Consider the following 17,497-nt stretch of genomic DNA (forward strand, 5'->3'; position numbering starts at 1 on the left):
AGCGGCCGCCGGCTGAGCGCCGTCACTCGTCGGCGGTCAGACCCTCGCGCAGCTGCGCCAGCGTGCGGGCCAGCAGCCGGGAGACGTGCATCTGGGAGATGCCCAGCTCCGCGGCGATCTGCGACTGCGTCATGTTGCCGAAGAACCGCAGCAGCAGGATCCGCTTCTCGCGGGCGGGCAGCTTCTCCAGCAGCGGCTTGAGCGACTCGCGGTACTCCACGCCCTCCAGGGAGTCGTCCACCATGCCGAGCGAGTCGGCCACGGCGGGCGCGTCCTCGTCCCCGGAGTCGGGGGCGTCCAGCGAGACGGTCGAGTAGGCGTTGGCGGACTCCAGGCCCTCCAGCACCTCCTCCTCGCTCATCTGCAGGTGCTCGGCCAGCTCGCTGACCGTGGGGGCGCGACCCTCGCGCTGCGCCAGGTCGCTGATCGCCTTGGTCAGCGACAGCTTCAGCTCCTGCAGCCGGCGAGGCACCCGGACCGCCCAGCCCTTGTCGCGGAAGTGCCGCTTGATCTCGCCCACGATGGTGGGCGTGGCATAGGTGGAGAACTCCACCCCGCGGTCCAGATCGAAGCGGTCGATCGACTTGATCAACCCGATGGTCGCCACCTGGATCAGGTCGTCCAGCCACTCGCCCCGGTTGCGGAACCGGCGGGCCAGGTACTCCACCAGCGGCAGATGCAGCTCCACCAGCTCGTCCCGGACCCGTTGACGCTCCGGGTCGCCCTCCGGCAGCTGGTGCAGCCGCTCGAACAGCGCCCGGGCGCGGGCGCGGTCCGGCACGCCGGCGTCCGGCCGCTCGTCGGCCTGGCTGGGCACACTGCTCTCCGGCAGCGTCGTCTTCTCGGTCATGGCGCCACCTCGCCCGGCGGCAGTCCTGCCGGTCGCCTCGTCCGCCGCATCGCCCTGGTCACTTCGCCCCCGTCGCCCCGCGACGCTTCTGCAGCATCACGGTCACCCGGTCGTCGGCGCCCACCGCGGAATCCACGTCGCCAGCCAGCGCGGACAGCACCGTCCAGGCGAACGTGTCGCGGCTGGGCACCACCCCGTCCACGGTCAGCACCGCCACCGCGATCCGCATCGCCTCCCCGGTCAGCTCGAACCGGCATTCCAGATCGGTGCCGGGGACGGCCTGCGGAAGCAGCATCGCGCAGGCCTCGTCCACCGCGATCCGCAGGTCTTCGATCTCGTCCAGTGTGAAGTCGAGCCGGGCGGCCAGCCCGGCGGTGGCCGTGCGCAGCACCGACAGGTAGGCGCTGTCGGCGGGCAGCTTCACCGTGACCACGTCCCGGACGACCGGGCGGGCGTCGGCCGACTTCTCGGCTGGCATGGCAGTGGTTTCCTCGGTCACATTTCTCCCTCGACTGGGGCGCGCCTCCTTCGAAACTACCGCCTGTCACGGGCGCGGTGATGCTTCGGCGCGCACCGGTTTCCGCCATGCCCCGGTCATGACACGCCGTTGCGCATGGGGAACCTCCGCGGGCGGCGGGATGCGTCACATCGGCCGTGTCCGCGCCAGCCGCCCCGGACACGGCTCGACCCCCTCCCGAAGCATGCGGACCCAGTGTAGTCGATTGCTCACTGAGCGCCCGAGGTGGTATGCGGCGACGGAGGTCGCCGGCGCGTTCAGCGGCGGCCCAGCTCGGCCAGCGCCTCGCCGGTGAGCCGGTAGACCGTCCACTCGTCCTGCGGGACGGCGCCCAGCGCCTTGTAGAAGCCGATGGCCGGCTCGTTCCAATCCAGGACGGACCACTCGACGCGGGTGTAACCGCGCTCCACGGCGATCCGCGCCAACTCGGTCAGCAGCGCCTTGCCGTGCCCCCGCCCGCGCGCGTGCGGACGGACGTACAGGTCCTCCAGATAGATCCCGTGCCGTCCGGTCCAGGTGGAGAAGGTGACGAACCACAGCGCGAACCCGACGACCTCTTCGTCGTGCTCGGCCACGTGGGCGAACACCTTCGGCTCGGGACCGAACAGGGCCCGGCGCAGATCCTCCTCGGTGGCGCGGACCTCGTGCAGGGCCTTCTCGTAGTCCGCCAGTTCGCGGATCAGCGCCGCGATCGTGGGCACGTCGTCGATGACAGCGGGTCGGATCACGCCCCGAGGCTACCGGCCCGTTCACGCTCCCCGGGCCGCCCGCGTCGGCCCGGCGCGGGCCCGTCGGCCCCGGCGCGCAAGGAAAAGGGGGCGAGACCGCGTGGAACCGAACGGTCTCGCCCCCGCGACGATCCGGCGTCCATGCGGATCAGCTCATCGTCACGCCACGGCGTGACGATGAGGCGCGTTCAGGAGGCCTGCTTGGTCTCCCAGAAGATCTTGTCGATCTCGGCGATCTTGGCCAGCAGCTCGTCGGCGATCTTCGGGTCCGTGGTGCCCTTGGCCCCGGCGGCGCCGGCCAGCTTGGTGGCCTCGTTGAACAGCTGGTGCAGCTGCGGGTACTTCTCGAAGTGCGGCGCCTTGAAGTAGTCGGTCCACAGCACCCACAGGTGCTCCTTGACCAGCTGAGCGCGCTGCTCCTTGATGATGAGCGCCCGGGTGCGGAACGCGGGGTCCTCGTTGGCGTTGTACTTCTCGATGATGGCCTTGACCGACTCGGCCTCGATGCGCGCCTGGGCCGGGTCGTAGACGCCGCACGGCAGGTCGCAGTGCGCGGAGACCGTGGTCTTCGGACGCAGTAGCTTCGCCAGCACCTGTTCGTCCCTTCCTCTAGCGGATCATGCTCAGGTCACCGACATTACTCTGGTACCGCGCGTCGTGTGCGCCCAGGGCGGTGACCGTGACGGAACGGGCCCTCCGCCGGGCGTTTGTATCCGGGGAAGGACGAGATATTCCGTGCTGCGGGCGGTGGCGGTGACCGGGGAGTCGATGCTGCCGGCGCTGCGGCCGGGGGACTTCCTGCTGGTGCGGTGCGGCGGCCGGGCGGTGCGGCCCGGCGACGTGGTGGTCGCCCGGCACCCCCGGGACGGAGAGCCGCTGATCGTCAAGCGGGCGGTGCGCCGCGACGGCGACGGCTGGTGGCTGGAGAGCGACAACCAGCGCGCCCCGGGCCGGCAGGACAGCTGGGACTTCGGCGCGGTGCCGGACGCGCTGGTGCTGGGCCGGGTGGTGGCCCGGTACTGGCCGCCCTCGCGGATCGCGCTGTCGCCGGCGGCGTTCTCACCGGACCGGGGCCCGGGCCGCCGCTGAGGGAGCCCGGACCGGCCGCGCCCCGGGGGGCGGGACCGGTCCGCCGCGAGATCCATCGTTCCGGGCGTCGTGCGCCCCTCGTCCCGGACGGGGCCCGGTCGCGGGCCCGTGGTCGTCCGGGAGGGATCAGAACCGCTTCATGAGCCGGCTCAGATCCGGTTGACGCCCTCCTTGCGGGCCTGCTCGGCCACCGCGGCGATGACCGCGGGAGCCACCCGCTCGTCGAACGGGCTGGGGATCACATAGTCCGGGCGCAGATCGTCGCCCACCACGTCGGCCAGCGCCTGCGCGGCGGCCAGCTTCATGCCCTCGGTGATGGAGTGCGCCCGCACGTCCAACGCGCCCCGGAAGATGCCGGGGAAGGCGAGCACGTTGTTGATCTGGTTGGGGAAGTCGCTGCGCCCGGTGGCGACCACCTTGGCGTGCCGGCGCGCCACGTCGGGGTGGATCTCCGGGGTGGGGTTGGACAACGCGAACACGATCGCATCGTCGGACATGGCGGCGATGCTCTCTTCGCCGACGGTGCTGCCGGACAGCCCGATGAAGACGTCGGCGCCGCGGAGGGCGTCCTCGGTGGAGCCCTTGAGTCCGAGCTTGTTGGTGTCGCGGGCCAGCGCCTGCTTGACCGGATTGAGTCCGTCCCGGCCCTCGTAGATCAGTCCCTTGCTGTCGGAGACGGCGATGTCGCCGATCCCGGCGTTGAGCAGGATCCGGGTGACCGCGACGCCGGACGCGCCGGCCCCGGCCACCACCGCGCGCAGCTCCGACAGCGGCTTGCCGATCAGCCGGGCGGCCCCCTGCAGCGCGGCCAGCGCCACGATGGCGGTGCCGTGCTGGTCGTCGTGGAACACCGGGATGTCCAGCGCCTCGCGCAGCCGGTCCTCGATCTCGAAGCACCGCGGCGCGCTGATGTCCTCCAGGTTGATGCCGCCGAAGCTCGGTGCGAGCCGGATCACGGTCTCGACGATCTCGTCGGTGTCGGTGGTGTTCAGCGCGATCGGCACGGAGTCCACGTCGGCGAACTGCTTGAACAGCAGCGCCTTGCCCTCCATGACCGGCATGGCCGCGGCCGGCCCGATGTCGCCCAGACCGAGCACCGCGGTCCCGTCGGTGACGACGGCGACCACCTTGGAGGTCCAGGTGTAGTCGTGGGCCAGCTCCGGACGGTCGGCGATGGCGGTGCACACCCGCGCCACGCCGGGCGTGTACGCCAGGGAGAGATCGTCGGCGTCGCGCACCGGAACGGTGGACCGGACCTCGAGCTTGCCCCCGCGATGCAGAGCGAACGCCGGATCGTCGGAATAGTCGGTGATGGATTCAGGCTCGGTAGCCACAGCGACCCCTGTCTTGACAAACGGTTTCGGGCAGATGCCACCGCTGCCGGGGCGGTCTAGGTGGCCGCGTCTCCTGGGTGGTCATCTCTCGACGTACGGGGGTCACCCGTTGTCTGATTGTGCCACACACCGCAGGAGCGGCCGGCGGAAGGGAGGGTGTCCTCCGCCACGTCCCGCGGCGCTTTCTGTGAGGTTACGGAGAGTGCCCGATTCCTTGGCCGCTCACCCTGCCCCTGGCATACCCTGCGGAGTGCTTGGAACGGTCCTAAACAATGCGTGGATGAGGGCTCACCTGGGTGACCTGTTGTGCGATCGTGTCGTGCCCTTAATCCAGCAGGCGTCCGCTCTGAGTGAAGATGTCCTGCAAACCTTCCGATCGGCGAAGGTGCCGTGAACGAGTTGAAGGGGGACCTGTGACCACCGGTTCTCTGCGCCGCCGTGCCGTTGCGGCGGCAGCTGTCATGCTGTCGGGCGCCCTCGCCCTGTCGGCCTGTGGAGGGGACGACCCCGAGGACGCCGGAGCGACCTCCCAGACGTCCGCCGACCCCTCCCTGGCCGCGATGGTCCCCGACCAGATCAAGAGCGACGGTGTGATCAAGGTGGGCGTCGACGCGTCGTACCCGCCCAACGAGACCGTGGACCCGGCGACCCAGAAGATCGTCGGCTGGGACGTGGAGCTGTTCACCGCGGTGGCCGCCAAGCTGGGGCTGAAGGCCCAGTTCGAGAACGCCGGTTTCGACACCATCATCCCGGGCGTGCAGTCCGGCAAGTACGAGGTGGGCGTCTCCTCGCTGACCGACAACCCCGAGCGCGAGAAGGTCGTCGACTTCGTCACCTACTACTCCGCGGGCACCGCCTGGGCGGCTCCCAAGGGCAACCCCAAGAACGTCGACCCCGACAACGCCTGCGGCCTGAGCGTCGGCGTGCAGCAGGGGACCGTGCAGGTCGATGATCTCAACGCCCGCAGCAAGGCCTGCACCGACGCCGGCAAGCCCGCCATCAAGCTGGTGGTCCGCAAGCAGCAGACCGAGGTCAACAACGACCTGGTGGCCGGGAAGATCGACGCCATGGCGGCCGACTCGCCGATCGTGGGCGGCGCGGCGAAGCAGACCGGCAAGCTGGAGATCATCGGCGAGGTGTACGACACCGCTCCCTACGGCTACGCCGTCAGCAAGAACTCCGGGACCTTCAAGGAGGCGCTGCAGGCGGCCCTCAAGGCGCTGATCGCCGACGGCACCTACAAGCAGATCCTCACCAAGGCCGGCGTGGAGTCCGGAGCGATCACCGAACCGGTGATCAACGGCGCGCAGAAGTGACCCGATGACCGTGGACCAAGACGTGCAGAAGGGACGGCCCGAGCCCATCCGGGCCGTCCCGGTCCGGCACCCCGGACGGTGGGCCGGGGCCGCCGTGGTGCTCGTCCTGGGGGCGATGTTCGTCCACTTCTTGCTCTTCAACCCCGCGTTCAACTGGAGCGAGCAGTGGAAGTACATCTTCTCCGACGCGGTTCTGCGAGCGGTCCGCAACACCATCTGGCTGACCGTCGTGGCGATGGTGGGCGGCGTCGCGCTGGGCATCGTGCTGGCGCTGATGCGGATGTCGCCCAACCCCCTGATGCGGGGGGCGGCCTTTTTGTACCTGTGGTTCTTCCGCGGCACTCCGCTGTACACCCAGCTGCTGATCTGGGGCGCCATCGGGGCGCTGATCCCCACCATCGGCATCGGCATCCCGTTCGGCCCGGAGTTCCACACCTGGGAGACCCAGAAGCTGATCAACGTGGCGCTGGCCGCCGCCCTGGGCCTGCTGCTCAATGAGGCCGCCTACATGGCCGAGATCGTCCGGGCCGGCATCCTGTCGGTGGACCCCGGGCAGCAGGAGGCCGCCGCCGCGCTGGGCATGTCGCGGATGCAGACCATGCGGCGCATCGTGCTGCCGCAGGCGATGCGGGTGATCGTGCCGCCGACCGGCAACGAGACCATCTCGATGCTGAAGAACACCTCGCTGGTGGCGGCGGTGCCGTACGCGGAACTGACCTTCACCGCGCAGACCATCTACGCCAACACGTATCAGATCATCCCGATGCTGATCATGGCGTGCCTGTGGTACCTGTTCCTGTCCTCGCTGCTGATGATCGGCCAGTACTACCTGGAGCGGTACTTCAGCCGCGGCGTCGGGGGCAACGGCGGCGGGAACCGGGTGCGGCTGCGGGCGCTGCGCGGAGGAGGACGCCGATGACGACGGAGAAGGCCGCCCGGCGCCCGATGGTCAAGGCCGAGCAGGTGCACAAGAGCTTCGGCCATGTCGAGGTGCTCAAGGGCATCGACCTGGAGGTGCAGCCCGGCGAGGTGATGTGCGTGATCGGGCCGTCCGGCTCGGGCAAGTCCACCTTCCTGCGCTGCATCAACCACCTGGAGAAGATCGACTCCGGCCGGCTGTGGGTGGACGGCCATCTGGTCGGCTACCGGGAGAAGGGCGGCAAGCTCTATGAGCTGCGCGACCGCGAGGTGGCCGAGCAGCGCCGCGAGATCGGCATGGTGTTCCAGCGGTTCAACCTGTTCCCGCACATGACGGCGCTGGAGAACGTCATGGAGGCGCCGGTCCTGGTCAAGAAGGAGCCCAAGGACCGGGTGCGCGAACGCGCTCTGGCGCTGCTGGACCGGGTCGGCCTGGGCGACAAGGTCGACAGCTATCCCGCCCAGCTGTCCGGCGGGCAGCAGCAGCGGGTGGCGATCGCGCGGGCGCTGGCCATGCAGCCCAAGCTGATGCTGTTCGACGAGCCCACCTCCGCGCTGGACCCCGAGCTGGTGGGGGAGGTGCTGGACGTGATGAAGCAGCTCGCCGAGGACGGCATGACCATGATCGTGGTCACCCACGAGATGGGCTTCGCCCGCGAGGTCGGCGACTCGCTGGTCTTCATGGACGGCGGCGTGGTCGTGGAGTCGGGGGCGCCGCGCGAGGTGCTGGCCAACCCGCGGCATCCGCGCACCCAGGACTTCCTGTCCAAGGTCTTGTGAGGACCACGGTCGACCGACGGCCCGCCCCCGCCCCGGGAGCGCGGGCCGTCGGCGTCTAAGGTGGGCGCATGTTCGCTGTGAGCGCTGTGCGATTCGACGCCGATGATCCCCTGAACGGGCTGGAGGCGGGCGAGCGGCCCGAGCCCGAGGTGCCGGAGGGATGGACGACCGTCACGGTGCGGGCGGCCTCGCTCAACCACCACGACCTGTGGTCGCTGCGCGGCGTGGGGCTGCGCGAGGAGCAGCTCCCGATGATCCTCGGCTGCGACGCGGCCGGGGTGGACGAGGACGGCAACGAGGTCATCGTGCACGCGGTGATCGGCGACCCGGACCGGGGCGGGGGCGATGAGACCCTGGACCCGAGGCGGTCGCTGCTGTCGGAGCGGTACCCGGGGACGTTCGCCGAGAAGGTCGCGGTGCCGCGGCGCAATCTGGTGCCCAAGCCGAAGGAGCTGTCGTTCGAGGAGGCGGCCTGCCTGCCGACCGCCTGGCTGACGGCCTACCGGATGCTGTTCGAGAAGTCCGGGCTGGAGCCCGGCTCGACGATCCTGGTGCAGGGCGCCGGCGGCGGGGTGGCGACCGCGCTGATCGCGCTGGGGGCGGCGGCCGGCTACCGGATCTGGGCGACCAGCCGCAGCGAGGCCAAGCGCAAGCGGGCGCTGGAGCTGGGGGCCGACGCGGTGTTCGAGAGCGGCGCCCGGCTGCCCGAGCGGGTCGACGGGGTGATGGAGACGGTCGGCCAGGCCACCTGGGCGCATTCGGTGAAGTCGCTGCGTCCCGGCGGACGCATCGTGACCTGCGGCGCCACCACCGGGCAGCAGCCGGGGGCGGAGCTGAACCGGGTGTTCTTCACCCAGCTGTCGGTGGTCGGCTCCACCATGGGCACCCGTGACCAGCTGGTGCGGCTGGCGCGTTTCCTGGCGGTCACCGGCGTCCGTCCGCCGATCGACCGGGTGCTGCCGCTGGCCGAGGCCCGTCAGGGGCTGGAGGCGATGGCGCGGGGCGATCTGTTCGGCAAGATCGTGCTGACCGTCTGACCGTCCGTGCGGCCGAGGAGTGGACCCGGCCGGGGTTCACTCCTCGCAGCGCTCCAGGATCTCGGTGCGGATCCGGGCGGCGGTCTCCTCCAGCGCGGCCTGGATCTCCGCCAGGCCCTCCTCGGTCAGCCCGGTGCGCCCGACGCTCTCCCGGACGTCCTCGACGAAGGCGCGCAGGGCGCGTTCCAGCTTGAGGTGGGCGACCTCCTCGGCGGTTCCGGTGGCGGTGCGCCAGGCCTCCTCCCAGTTCTGCCGCCATTCCCGCGCCCAGGCGGCGCGCTGTTCGCGCCAGTGCTCCTTGTGCCGCCGCCACTCCTCCTTCTGCCGCTCCTTGGTCTCCCGCCAGGCCTCCTTGGAGGCGACGCGGTCCCGGCGGCGCATCTCCCGGGCCGCCTTGGTCAGCTCCTCCCGCAGCGAGCGGACGGTCTCGCGGACGTCCTGCTGCACCTGACGGGCGAACTGCTGGGCCGAGGCGGAGATCTCCTCCTCCAGCTCGGCCAGCTCGTCCATCCGGCGTTCCAGCTCGGCCCGGCCCTTGTCGGTGAGGGAGTAGACCTTCTTGCCCTTGACCACCTCGTGGGTGACCAGCCCGTCGGCCTCCAGTCGCGCCAGCCGCGGGTAGATGGTCCCGGGGGAGGGCGAATAGACGCCCAGGAAGCGGTCCTGCAGCAGCCGGATCACCTCATAGCCGTGCCGCGGGCTCTCCTCCAGCAGCTTGAGCAGGTACAGCCGGAGGCGGCCATGGCCGAACACGGGACTCACTCGTCCTCCCCGGGAACGTCGGTCAGGCCCCGCTCCTCGTCGGAGACGGGTCTGCTGAGCAGGGTGATGCCGCCGGACACGGTGTTGACGGTCAGGCTGCCCTCCCCGGTTCCCAGCGTGCCGGTCACGGTCCGGGCCATCGTCCGGTCGTGCTGCCGCAGCCGGGGGAAGGCGGTGTCGATCCGGCCGGTCGCCGAGCTGAGGTGCACCTCGGCGGAGGTGGTCTCCGGCAGCCGGAGCGCCACTTCGCCGGAGACCGTGTTGGCCGTCAGCGTGCGCTCCTTCACCAGCGCCACGTCGGCGGTGATCCGACCGCTGACGGTGCGGGCGCTGAGCCGGTGGATCGACCCGCCGGCCAGCGTCAGCTCCCCGGCCACCGAGGTGAACGAGACCGTGCCGTTCAGCCCCTGCGCCTCGATCCGCCCGGAGACGGTGCCGGCGTCGACCCGCCCGCCGACGCCGTCCAGCACCACGTCGCCGGCGGCGCTGCGCACCGAGGTGCGGACCGACAGCCCGGTCACCACCGCGTCCGCGGAGATCGTGTTGAGCTCCACCGGGCAGTCCGGCGGCACGGTCACCGTGACGGTGGCGCGGGCCTGCTGGTTGCGCAGCCAGCCCAACACGCCCTCCAGCATGCGCGTGTGGCCGATGGTCAGCATGCCGGCCTCATGGTCGACCTGCAGCGGCGGCCCGGCGACGCCCTCCACCACGACCGTCGGCCGGTCCGCGGCGGCCAGCACGTTGATCGCGCCGCCGACCAGGGTGGCCTTCAGCGCCACCACGCCGTCCAGCTCCAGGGTCGCGGACTCCTCGATCGTCCAGTGCGACATGACCACCGCCTTCCGGAAAGCGCGCCTCTCACAGTCACGATATGTCGCGTTTTCGAAGAGTCAAAGACCTCTTCGCCGGACCCCCGGCGAGGGCGCGCTCCCGAAAGGCCGCGGCCCGGGGCCGCCGCGGCGGAGCAGGCGTCTCCACCGTCGCCGCCGCACGGCGGGGCGGGCCGGGCTCACTCCTCGTCCAGCCGGGCCAGCCAGGTCGCCAGCCGGTCGATCGGCGTCTCGAACTCCGGGTTCAGATCCACGAACTCGCGCAGCCGCTCGGCCACCCACTCCAAGGTGACCTCCTCGGAGCCGCGGCGCTCGGAGAGCTCCTCGATGCCCCGGTCGGTGAAGTACACCCTCTCCTCCTCCTCACTGACGTCGACGCCACCCGCGGAACAGGCCGAGGGCCCCGGTGCCCCGGGGCCCTCGGCGTCGCGCATCCGATCCGTCCTCCGGGCCGCCCCGGACGGGAACGGGATCAGCCGGGGAAGATCTGCTGCAGCAGAGCCTCCTGCTCCAGGGCGTGGAGCTTGGCCGAACCCACCGCGGGGGAGGAGCTGGCGGGGCGGGAGATCCGGCGCAGCGTCCGGCCGTCCAGGAACCTCGGCAGCGTCAGCGCCAGGTACGGCCAGGCGCCCTGGTTGGCCGGCTCGTCCTGCACCAGCACCAGCTCGGCGTCGGCCGGGTACTTGGCCAGCTCCGCCTTCAGCTCCCCGACCGGCAGCGGGTACAGCCGCTCCAGCCGGATCACCGCGGTGTCGGCGGCCTTCTTCGCGTCCCGGGCCGCCACCACGTCGTAGTAGATCTTCCCGGTGGTGATCAGCACGCGCCGCACGCCCGCCGGGTCGATGTCCCCCCGCTCGGGGATCACCGGCAGGAACGCGCCCTCGGTGATCTCCGAGATCCGGGCCGCCGCGCCCTTGTGCCGCAGCAGCGACTTGGGCGTGAAGATCACCAGCGGCTTGCGCCGATCCGACTTGACGTGCCAGCGCAGCAGGTGGAAGTAGTTGGCGGTGGTGGTCGGGTACACGACCGTCATGTTGTCCTGCGCGCACAGCTGCAGGAACCGCTCGATCCGGGCCGAGGAGTGGTCCGGGCCCTGGCCCTCGTAGCCGTGCGGCAGCAGCAGCACCAGCTTCGAGTGCTGACCCCACTTCTGCTCGCCGGACACCACGAACTCGTCGATGATCGACTGGGCGCCGTTGGCGAAGTCGCCGAACTGCGCCTCCCAGCACACCAGCGCGTCCGGACGGGTCAGCGAGTAGCCGTACTCGAAGCCCATCGCGGCGAACTCGCTGAGCAGCGAGTCGTGCACGTAGAACTTCGACACGCCCTGCCCGAACTGCTTGAGCGGGGTGTACTCCTCGCCGGTCTTGCGGTCCACCAGCACCGCGTGCCGCTGGCCGAAGGTGCCGCGCCGGGAGTCCTGGCCGACCAGCCGGACCGGGTGCCCGTCGATCAGCAGCGACCCGAACGCCAGCAGCTCACCGGTCGCCCAGTCCACCGAGTCGTCCTCGATCGACTGCGCCCGACGCTGCAGGATCGGCTGCAGCCGCGGGTGCACGGTGAAGCCCTCGGGCAGGTTGACCTGGCTGTCCAGCAGCCGCTTGATGGTCTCCAGATCGATGGCGGTGCCCGGGGAGCGGTGGTCGAGCTCGGCCGGCTCCTCCTCTTCGACCTTGAACACCGAGTCCGGGGTCGGCGTCCCCGCGGCCAGCGCCTCGCGGGTCTCGGTGAAGGCCCGCTCCAGCTGCTCCTGGTAGTCGCGCAGCGCCGACTCGGCCTCCTCCACCGTGATGTCGCCCCGACCGATCAGCGCCTCGGTGTACAGCTTGCGCACCGAGCGCTTGGCGTCGATCAGGTCGTACATCAGCGGCTGGGTGAAGGAGGGGTTGTCGGACTCGTTGTGGCCCCGCCGCCGGTAGCAGACCATGTCGATGACGACGTCCTTCTTGAACGCCTGGCGGTACTCGAACGCCAGCCGCGCCACCCGGGCGCACGCCTCGGGGTCGTCGCCGTTGACGTGGAAGATCGGGGCCTGGATCATCCGCGCCACGTCGGTGGCGTAGACCGACGAGCGCGAGTGCTGCGGCGCGGTGGTGAAGCCGACCTGGTTGTTGACCACGATGTGCACGGTGCCGCCGGTGCGGTAGCCGCGCAGCTGCGACAGGTTCAGCGTCTCGGCGACCACGCCCTGCCCGGCGAAGGCGGCGTCCCCGTGGATGAGCACCGGCAGCACGGTGAAGCCGGCCTCGCCGACGTCCAGGATGTCCTGCTTGGCGCGGACCACGCCCTCCAGCACCGGGTTGACCGCCTCCAGGTGGGAGGGGTTGGCCACCAGCGAGACGCGGATCTTGGCGCCGTCGTGGGACTCGAAGTCGCCCTCGGCGCCCAGGTGGTACTTGACGTCGCCGGAGCCCTGGGCGCTGCGCGGGTCCAGGTTCCCCTCGAACTCGCTGAAGATCTGCGCGTACGACTTGCCGACGATGTTGGCCAGCACGTTCAGCCGGCCGCGGTGCGCCATGCCGATGACGACCTCGTCCAGGTGGGCGCGGGCCGCCGCGCTGATCACCGAGTCCAGCAGCGGGATCAGCGACTCGCCGCCCTCCAGCGAGAACCGCTTCTGCCCGACGAACTTGGTCTGCAGGAACGTCTCGAACGCCTCGGCGCTGTTGAGCCGCCGCAGGATGTGCAGCTGCTCCTCGCGGCTGGGCTTCTCGTGGGGGACCTCCACGCGGGCCTGGATCCAGGCGCGCTCCTCGGGGTCCTGGATGTGCATGTACTCGATGCCGACCGTGCGGCAGTAGGAGTCGCGCAGCACGCCCAGGATCTCGCGCAGCCTCATCTTGGGCTTGCCGCCGAAGCCGCCGGTGGCGAACTCCCGCTCCAGGTCCCACAGGGTCAGGCCGTGCTGGAGGATGTCCAGGTCGGGGTGACGGCGCTGCTTGTACTCCAGCGGGTCGGTGTCGGCCATCAGGTGGCCGCGCACCCGGTAGGCGTGGATCAGCTCGTGCACCCGGGCGACCTTGTCGACGTCGTCCTCGTGGGTGGCCGAGATGTCCTGCACCCAGCGCACCGGCTCATAGGGGATGCGCAGCGCCTCGAAGATCTCGTCGTAGAAGCCGTTCTCGCCCAGCAGCAGCCGGTGGATCCGGCGCAGGAACTCGCCGGACTGCGCACCCTGGATGATCCGGTGGTCGTAGGTGGAGGTCAGCGTCATGACCTTGCTGACCCCCATGCGGGCCAGCGTCTCCTCCGACGCCCCGGCGAACTCGGCGGGGTACTCCATCGCGCCGACGCCGATGATGGCGCCCTGGCCCGGCATCAGCCGCGGCACCGAGTGCACGGTGCCGATGGTGCCGGGGTTGGTCAGGCTGATCGTGGTGCCCTGGAAGTCCTCCAGGGTGAGCTTGCCCGCCCGGGCCTTGCGGACGATCTCCTCGTAGGCGGCCCAGAACTGGCGGAAGTCCAGCGTCTCGGCGGCCTTGATGGAGGGCACCACCAGCTGGCGCTGGCCGTCCTCCTTCTGCAGGTCGATGGCCAGGCCCAGGTTGACGTGCTCCGGCTTGATCACCGTGGGCTTGCCGTCGACCTCGGCGTAGGACCAGTTCATCTCCGGCATCGCCTGCAGCGCGCGCACCACGGCGAAGCCGATCAGGTGGGTGAAGGAGACCTTGCCGCCGCGGCCGCGCCGCAGGTGGTTGTTGATGACGATGCGGTTGTCGATGAGCAGCTTGGCCGGCACCGCGCGCACGCTGGTGGCGGTCGGCACCTGCAGGCTGGCCTCCATGTTGGCGACCGTGCGGGCGGCCACGCCCTTCAGCCGCACCTCCTCGGCCCCGGCGGGCACCGGCGCGCTCGGCTTGGCCTTGTCGCTCTTGTCCGCCTTGGGCTTACCCGCGGCCGGCGCCGGAGCGGACGCGGTCGAGGGCCCGGCCGCGGGAGCGGCACGGCCGTCGCCGGACTCGGGCCGGGCCGGTGTCCGGGTCGCCGAGCCGTTGGCCGCCGGCGCCGACCGGTCCTGCGAGGTGGTCGGGCGGGAGTCCGGCTGGTAATCGGCGAAGAAGTTCCACCAGGCCTGGTCCACCGAGTTCGGGTCCTCGAGGTACTTTTGGTACAGCTCGTCGACCAGCCACTCGTTGGCGCCGAAGTCTGTGGTCTTGGGGTCGGCACTAGTACGCGCTGACTCTGTCGACACGGCGGGGATCGCCCCTCTTCCGCAGCTCGCAGGTGTTGTCTGAATCGCCTCAAGGCTACTCGCCTCGGGCCCGCACGGCGGCAGCCGGACGGCATACCGGCCGGTAGGGCCCGATTATCGGCGATGTACCCCAAGGGGAACGGCCGGTTTCGGCAAGATCACAACGCCTGCGGGGCGGCGGACATTCCCGCCGCCCCGCCGGTCGCGAAGGGCTCAGTGGGTGTGCGGCGGGACCGTGGGGCCCTCGCTGGCCTGCACCAGCACGAAGCCCTGGCCCTGGAACGCCAGCTGCACCGCCTCGCCGCTGCCGCGGCCGATCAGCGCGCCCACCTTGAAGGTCTTGTTGACCCCCACCTGCAGCCCGCCGCTCCAGCAGACCGCCGACTGGCCGTCGACGAACGTCGGGGCGCGGCCGGGGTCCAGCAGCACCGGGGTGCCGTGCGCGGTGATCGCCACCCAGCCGGTGCCGGTCAGCGTGGTGTTGAACAGCCCGCCGGCCAGGATGCCCGCGCCCTGCACCCGCTGGATGTCGGTGTGCAGATGCGGGTCCCAGGCCAGGATGTTGGCCCCGTTGACGGTCAGCGTCTCGTTCTCCAGGTAGAACAGGTGGATGTCGTCGGCGTTGTGGGCCAGGAACAGCAGCCCCTGCCCGCGCACCCGCATCGTCGGCACGCCCTCGCCGGTGAGCGCCTTCTTCAAGAAGCGCCCGACGCTGCCGGACCCCTCGTAGTCGAAGTCCATCTGCCCTTGGAAGGCCACCATCGAGCCCTGCCGGGCCAGCACGTCGCCGTTCAGGTGGATGCGCAGCATCCGGGGGTTCTGCAGGGCGAAGTGCCCCGGGAGTTGGGCCTGTTCCATGTTCCCGAAGAACGGAGAACGCATTCTTGCTCCTGCCTCGCTTCGCTCGGGCGCGCTCGTCGCGCTCGCTCGGCTCGTGCGGCCCGCGTGCTCGGTGTGCGCGGGCATCGGCTCATGACGGCCTCCGGCGCCGAGGAAGCCTGAAGACGCAACGATCGATCACTGGACGAAGCGCCAGCATAACGACACTCGACGGCCGCGGCGGGCAAGCCCGGCGAGTCAGCCGAGACGTTCGCGGCCGTGGGGCTCGTCCCAGTCGATGACGGGGCCCTTGGGGACGATCCTGGTCGGATTGATGTGCGGGTGGGTCATGTAATAGTGCCGCTTGATGTGGTCGAAGTCGGTGGTCTCCCGGAAGGCGGGGCGGGAGTACAGGTCGCGGGTGTAGGCCCACAGGTTGGGGTAGTCGACCAGACGGCGCAGGTTGCACTTGAAGTGGCCGTGGTAGACCGGGTCGAAGCGGACCAGGGTCGGGTAGAGCCTGATGTCGGCCTCGGTCAGCCGCCCGCCGACCAGGTAACGCCGGGTCGCCAGGCGTTCCTCCAGCATGTCGAGGGTGGCGAACAGCGCGTCGATCGCCTCCTCGTAGGCCTCCTGGGTCCGGGCGAAGCCGGCCTTGTAGACGCCGTTGTTGACGGTGTCGTAGATCAGGGCGTTCAGCTCGTCGATCTCCGGCCGCAGCTCCACCGGGTACAGGTCGGGGGCGCCCTCGCGGTGGTGGGCGGCGAACTCGGTCTCCATCATCGTGGTGATGACGGGGAAGTCGTTGGTCACCAGCCGCTCGGTGACGGTGTCCCAGATGCACGGCACCGTGTAGCGGCCCTCGAACGAGGGGTCGGTGGCCAGGTACAGCTCGGAGAGGAACTCGGCGCCGGTGACCGGGTCGCCGCCGGGGATGCGCCAGCCCCGCTCGTCGCGGATCGGGTCGACCACGGTGACGCCGATGACGTCCTCCAGTCCCAGCAGGCGCCGCACGATCAGGGTGCGGTGCGCCCAGGGACAGGCGTAGGAGACGTACAGCCGGTAACGGCCGGGCTCGGCGGGGAACCCGCTGGAGCCGTCGGCGGTGATCCGGTCGGTGAAGCGGTTGGGCTGGCGGACGAAGCGCCCGTCGACGGGGGTGGTGATGTCCACGGCGGTCGTCTCCCGGGTCAGGTCGTGCGGTCCGGCAGAAAGGCCCGGCCGGTGATCAGCGGAAGGTCCAGGTAGGTGCGGATGCCGGGCTCGGCCTCGCAGATCACGGGCACCGCGTTCACCGCGTGCGCGGCGGCGGCGGAGATGCCGCTGGACACCCAGTCCTCGTCGGTGGTCAGCGTGATCGAGGGCTTGCCCTGCACCCGGACCGCGTAGCCGGGGTCGCCCCACACCCCCATCTGGGCGGCGTCGGCCTTGTAGATGGCCTCGGCCATGACGAACGGGTTGCCGTCCACCATGCCGCTGAACGTCCAGCGGGCCGCCGCGACGGTGCCCTTGGGGATGCGGCCGGCCAGGATCTCCAGGTCCTCGGGCGCCAGCCGGTAGGACACGTCGCAGTCCACCTCGTCCAGCTCCACCCCCAGCGCGGTGGCCACCATGTGCAGGCTCTCGGTGAAGGTCGCCCGCAGCACCCGGCGGGCGACCTTCAGGCTGCGGGCGTAGGCCTCCTCGGTCTTCCCGAAGCCGACCTGCTGGTGCACCATCCGCCAGGACGGATGGCCGGAGAAGTCCGAGCACTCCCGGGCGTAGACGTGCACGATCTGCCGCGACAGGCCCGACAGCAGCATCGGCATCAGATCGGCCATGAAGCCGGGGTTGACGCCGCTGCCGTGCACCGAGACCCCGCCGGCCTTGCAGGCCCGGTCCAGCTCCGTCACCAGGTCCGGGCCGTAGGCCTGCGGATAGACCAGGCCGGTGAGGCAGATCACGTTCTTGCCCGAGGCCAGCAGCGCGCAGACGGTCTCCACGTCGTAGGGCAGGTTCCCGCGGAACAGCCGCCTCTCGGGGGCGTAGAGCACGCAGTCGGCGTCCAGCGCGAGGATCTCCTCGGTGCTGTCGGTGGCGCGCACTCCGATGGGCGGTCTCCCGGCGATCACGGCCGCGTCGGCGCCGACCTTGGCCGGGTCGTAGACCCGCGCACCGACCAGCTGCATGTCCGGGCGCTCCAGGACGGCTCTGATCGCGCTGCGTCCCAGCGCGCCCGTCGCCCACTGCACGACGCGGTACGGCCGCATACCACCTCCGTGGAGCGCGGGAGAGGGCAACCGGAGCTAAAGAGACTACCCGGAGCAGAAGGGAGAATCCGCGGTA

17 protein-coding genes are annotated in these 17,497 nt (G+C 70.6%); 5 read left to right on the forward strand and 12 right to left on the reverse strand.

The window, feature by feature from the left end:
* Positions 1-22 precede the first annotated feature (22 nt).
* The 4 genes from EIO00_RS02575 to sodN form a co-directional block, all read right to left on the reverse strand.
* Entirely contained in the window at positions 23-850 is an 828-nt protein-coding gene (locus EIO00_RS02575; protein ID WP_422100021.1) for an RNA polymerase sigma factor SigF, read from the reverse strand.
* Between the two features lie 58 nt (positions 851-908).
* The gene (locus EIO00_RS02580; protein ID WP_140175260.1) at positions 909-1,349 is read right to left on the reverse strand and encodes an ATP-binding protein; all 441 of its coding nucleotides are present in this window, start codon (positions 1,347-1,349) and stop codon (positions 909-911) included.
* 275 nt (positions 1,350-1,624) lie between these two features.
* Entirely contained in the window at positions 1,625-2,095 is a 471-nt protein-coding gene (locus tag EIO00_RS02585) for a GNAT family N-acetyltransferase (protein WP_140175261.1), read from the reverse strand.
* Positions 2,096-2,283: 188 nt separating this feature from the next.
* The gene (gene sodN, locus EIO00_RS02590) at positions 2,284-2,688 is read right to left on the reverse strand and encodes a superoxide dismutase, Ni (RefSeq protein WP_140175262.1); all 405 of its coding nucleotides are present in this window, start codon (positions 2,686-2,688) and stop codon (positions 2,284-2,286) included.
* A 142-nt stretch (positions 2,689-2,830) separates the two neighbouring features.
* Between sodN and sodX the strand changes: the two genes are divergently transcribed.
* Complete coding sequence (gene sodX, locus EIO00_RS02595; RefSeq protein ID WP_140175263.1) at positions 2,831-3,184, forward strand: nickel-type superoxide dismutase maturation protease; 354 nt, start codon at positions 2,831-2,833, stop codon at positions 3,182-3,184.
* 149 nt (positions 3,185-3,333) lie between these two features.
* On the opposite strand, the gene EIO00_RS02600 is transcribed toward sodX, so the two are convergent.
* A complete protein-coding gene (locus tag EIO00_RS02600) occupies positions 3,334-4,518 on the reverse strand; it encodes an NAD(P)-dependent malic enzyme (RefSeq protein WP_140175264.1) in 1,185 nt (394 codons plus the stop codon).
* A gap of 413 nt (positions 4,519-4,931) precedes the next feature.
* Here EIO00_RS02600 and EIO00_RS02605 point away from each other — a divergent pair, with 413 nt between their 5' ends.
* From EIO00_RS02605 to EIO00_RS02620, 4 genes are all read left to right on the forward strand, one after another.
* Positions 4,932-5,834: an ABC transporter substrate-binding protein gene (locus EIO00_RS02605; protein ID WP_140175265.1), complete on the forward strand. Its 903-nt coding sequence runs from the start codon at positions 4,932-4,934 to the stop codon at positions 5,832-5,834.
* Positions 5,835-5,838: 4 nt separating this feature from the next.
* Complete coding sequence (locus tag EIO00_RS02610; RefSeq protein WP_140175266.1) at positions 5,839-6,753, forward strand: amino acid ABC transporter permease; 915 nt, start codon at positions 5,839-5,841, stop codon at positions 6,751-6,753.
* Positions 6,750-7,532 (forward strand): amino acid ABC transporter ATP-binding protein, encoded by a 783-nt coding sequence (locus tag EIO00_RS02615; protein WP_277752845.1) that lies wholly within the window; start codon positions 6,750-6,752, stop codon positions 7,530-7,532. The genes EIO00_RS02610 and EIO00_RS02615 overlap by 4 nt, the downstream gene beginning before the upstream one ends.
* Positions 7,533-7,600: 68 nt before the next feature.
* On the forward strand, positions 7,601-8,569 hold the full coding sequence (locus EIO00_RS02620; protein ID WP_140175267.1) for a zinc-binding dehydrogenase: 969 nt from the start codon (positions 7,601-7,603) through the stop codon (positions 8,567-8,569).
* Positions 8,570-8,605: 36 nt separating this feature from the next.
* Here EIO00_RS02620 and EIO00_RS02625 read toward each other — a convergent pair whose 3' ends face one another.
* From EIO00_RS02625 to EIO00_RS02650, 7 genes are all read right to left on the reverse strand, one after another.
* The gene (locus EIO00_RS02625) at positions 8,606-9,331 is read right to left on the reverse strand and encodes a PadR family transcriptional regulator (protein ID WP_140175268.1); all 726 of its coding nucleotides are present in this window, start codon (positions 9,329-9,331) and stop codon (positions 8,606-8,608) included.
* Positions 9,328-10,161, reverse strand: coding sequence for a DUF4097 family beta strand repeat-containing protein (locus tag EIO00_RS02630; protein WP_140175269.1), 834 nt, complete (start codon positions 10,159-10,161; stop codon positions 9,328-9,330). The genes EIO00_RS02625 and EIO00_RS02630 overlap by 4 nt, the downstream gene beginning before the upstream one ends.
* A 179-nt stretch (positions 10,162-10,340) precedes the next feature.
* Positions 10,341-10,511 (reverse strand): DUF6104 family protein, encoded by a 171-nt coding sequence (locus EIO00_RS24435; protein WP_175596102.1) that lies wholly within the window; start codon positions 10,509-10,511, stop codon positions 10,341-10,343.
* A gap of 122 nt (positions 10,512-10,633) precedes the next feature.
* Positions 10,634-14,353 carry a multifunctional oxoglutarate decarboxylase/oxoglutarate dehydrogenase thiamine pyrophosphate-binding subunit/dihydrolipoyllysine-residue succinyltransferase subunit gene (locus EIO00_RS02635; RefSeq protein WP_140175270.1) on the reverse strand — a complete coding sequence of 1,240 codons (3,720 nt, stop codon included), beginning with the start codon at positions 14,351-14,353 and terminating at the stop codon, positions 10,634-10,636.
* Between the two features lie 213 nt (positions 14,354-14,566).
* A complete protein-coding gene (locus tag EIO00_RS02640) occupies positions 14,567-15,235 on the reverse strand; it encodes an AIM24 family protein (protein ID WP_140175271.1) in 669 nt (222 codons plus the stop codon).
* A gap of 195 nt (positions 15,236-15,430) precedes the next feature.
* On the reverse strand, positions 15,431-16,345 hold the full coding sequence (locus tag EIO00_RS02645; RefSeq protein WP_140175272.1) for a glutathione S-transferase family protein: 915 nt from the start codon (positions 16,343-16,345) through the stop codon (positions 15,431-15,433).
* Positions 16,346-16,362: 17 nt separating this feature from the next.
* Positions 16,363-17,421, reverse strand: a complete 1,059-nt coding sequence (locus EIO00_RS02650; protein WP_140175273.1) for an NAD(P)H-dependent amine dehydrogenase family protein — start codon at positions 17,419-17,421, stop codon at positions 16,363-16,365.
* Positions 17,422-17,497: the final 76 nt, after the last annotated feature.

Source organism: Thermomonospora catenispora, from assembly GCF_006363815.1.
In the GTDB taxonomy this organism is placed as follows: domain Bacteria; phylum Actinomycetota; class Actinomycetes; order Streptosporangiales; family Streptosporangiaceae; genus Thermomonospora; species Thermomonospora catenispora.

What these genes read in the sequence shown, in the direction of transcription:
- EIO00_RS02610 (WP_140175266.1), top strand. Translation starts at nt 5,839, where the DNA reads ATGACCGTGGACCAAGACGTGCAGAAGGGACGGCCCGAGCCCATCCGG.
- EIO00_RS02650 (WP_140175273.1), bottom strand. Translation starts at nt 17,421, where the DNA reads ATGCGGCCGTACCGCGTCGTGCAGTGGGCGACGGGCGCGCTGGGACGC.
- EIO00_RS02575 (WP_422100021.1), bottom strand. Translation starts at nt 850, where the DNA reads ATGACCGAGAAGACGACGCTGCCGGAGAGCAGTGTGCCCAGCCAGGCC.
- EIO00_RS02640 (WP_140175271.1), bottom strand. Translation starts at nt 15,235, where the DNA reads ATGCGTTCTCCGTTCTTCGGGAACATGGAACAGGCCCAACTCCCGGGG.
- EIO00_RS02630 (WP_140175269.1), bottom strand. Translation starts at nt 10,161, where the DNA reads ATGTCGCACTGGACGATCGAGGAGTCCGCGACCCTGGAGCTGGACGGC.
- EIO00_RS02620 (WP_140175267.1), top strand. Translation starts at nt 7,601, where the DNA reads ATGTTCGCTGTGAGCGCTGTGCGATTCGACGCCGATGATCCCCTGAAC.
- EIO00_RS02615 (WP_277752845.1), top strand. Translation starts at nt 6,750, where the DNA reads ATGACGACGGAGAAGGCCGCCCGGCGCCCGATGGTCAAGGCCGAGCAG.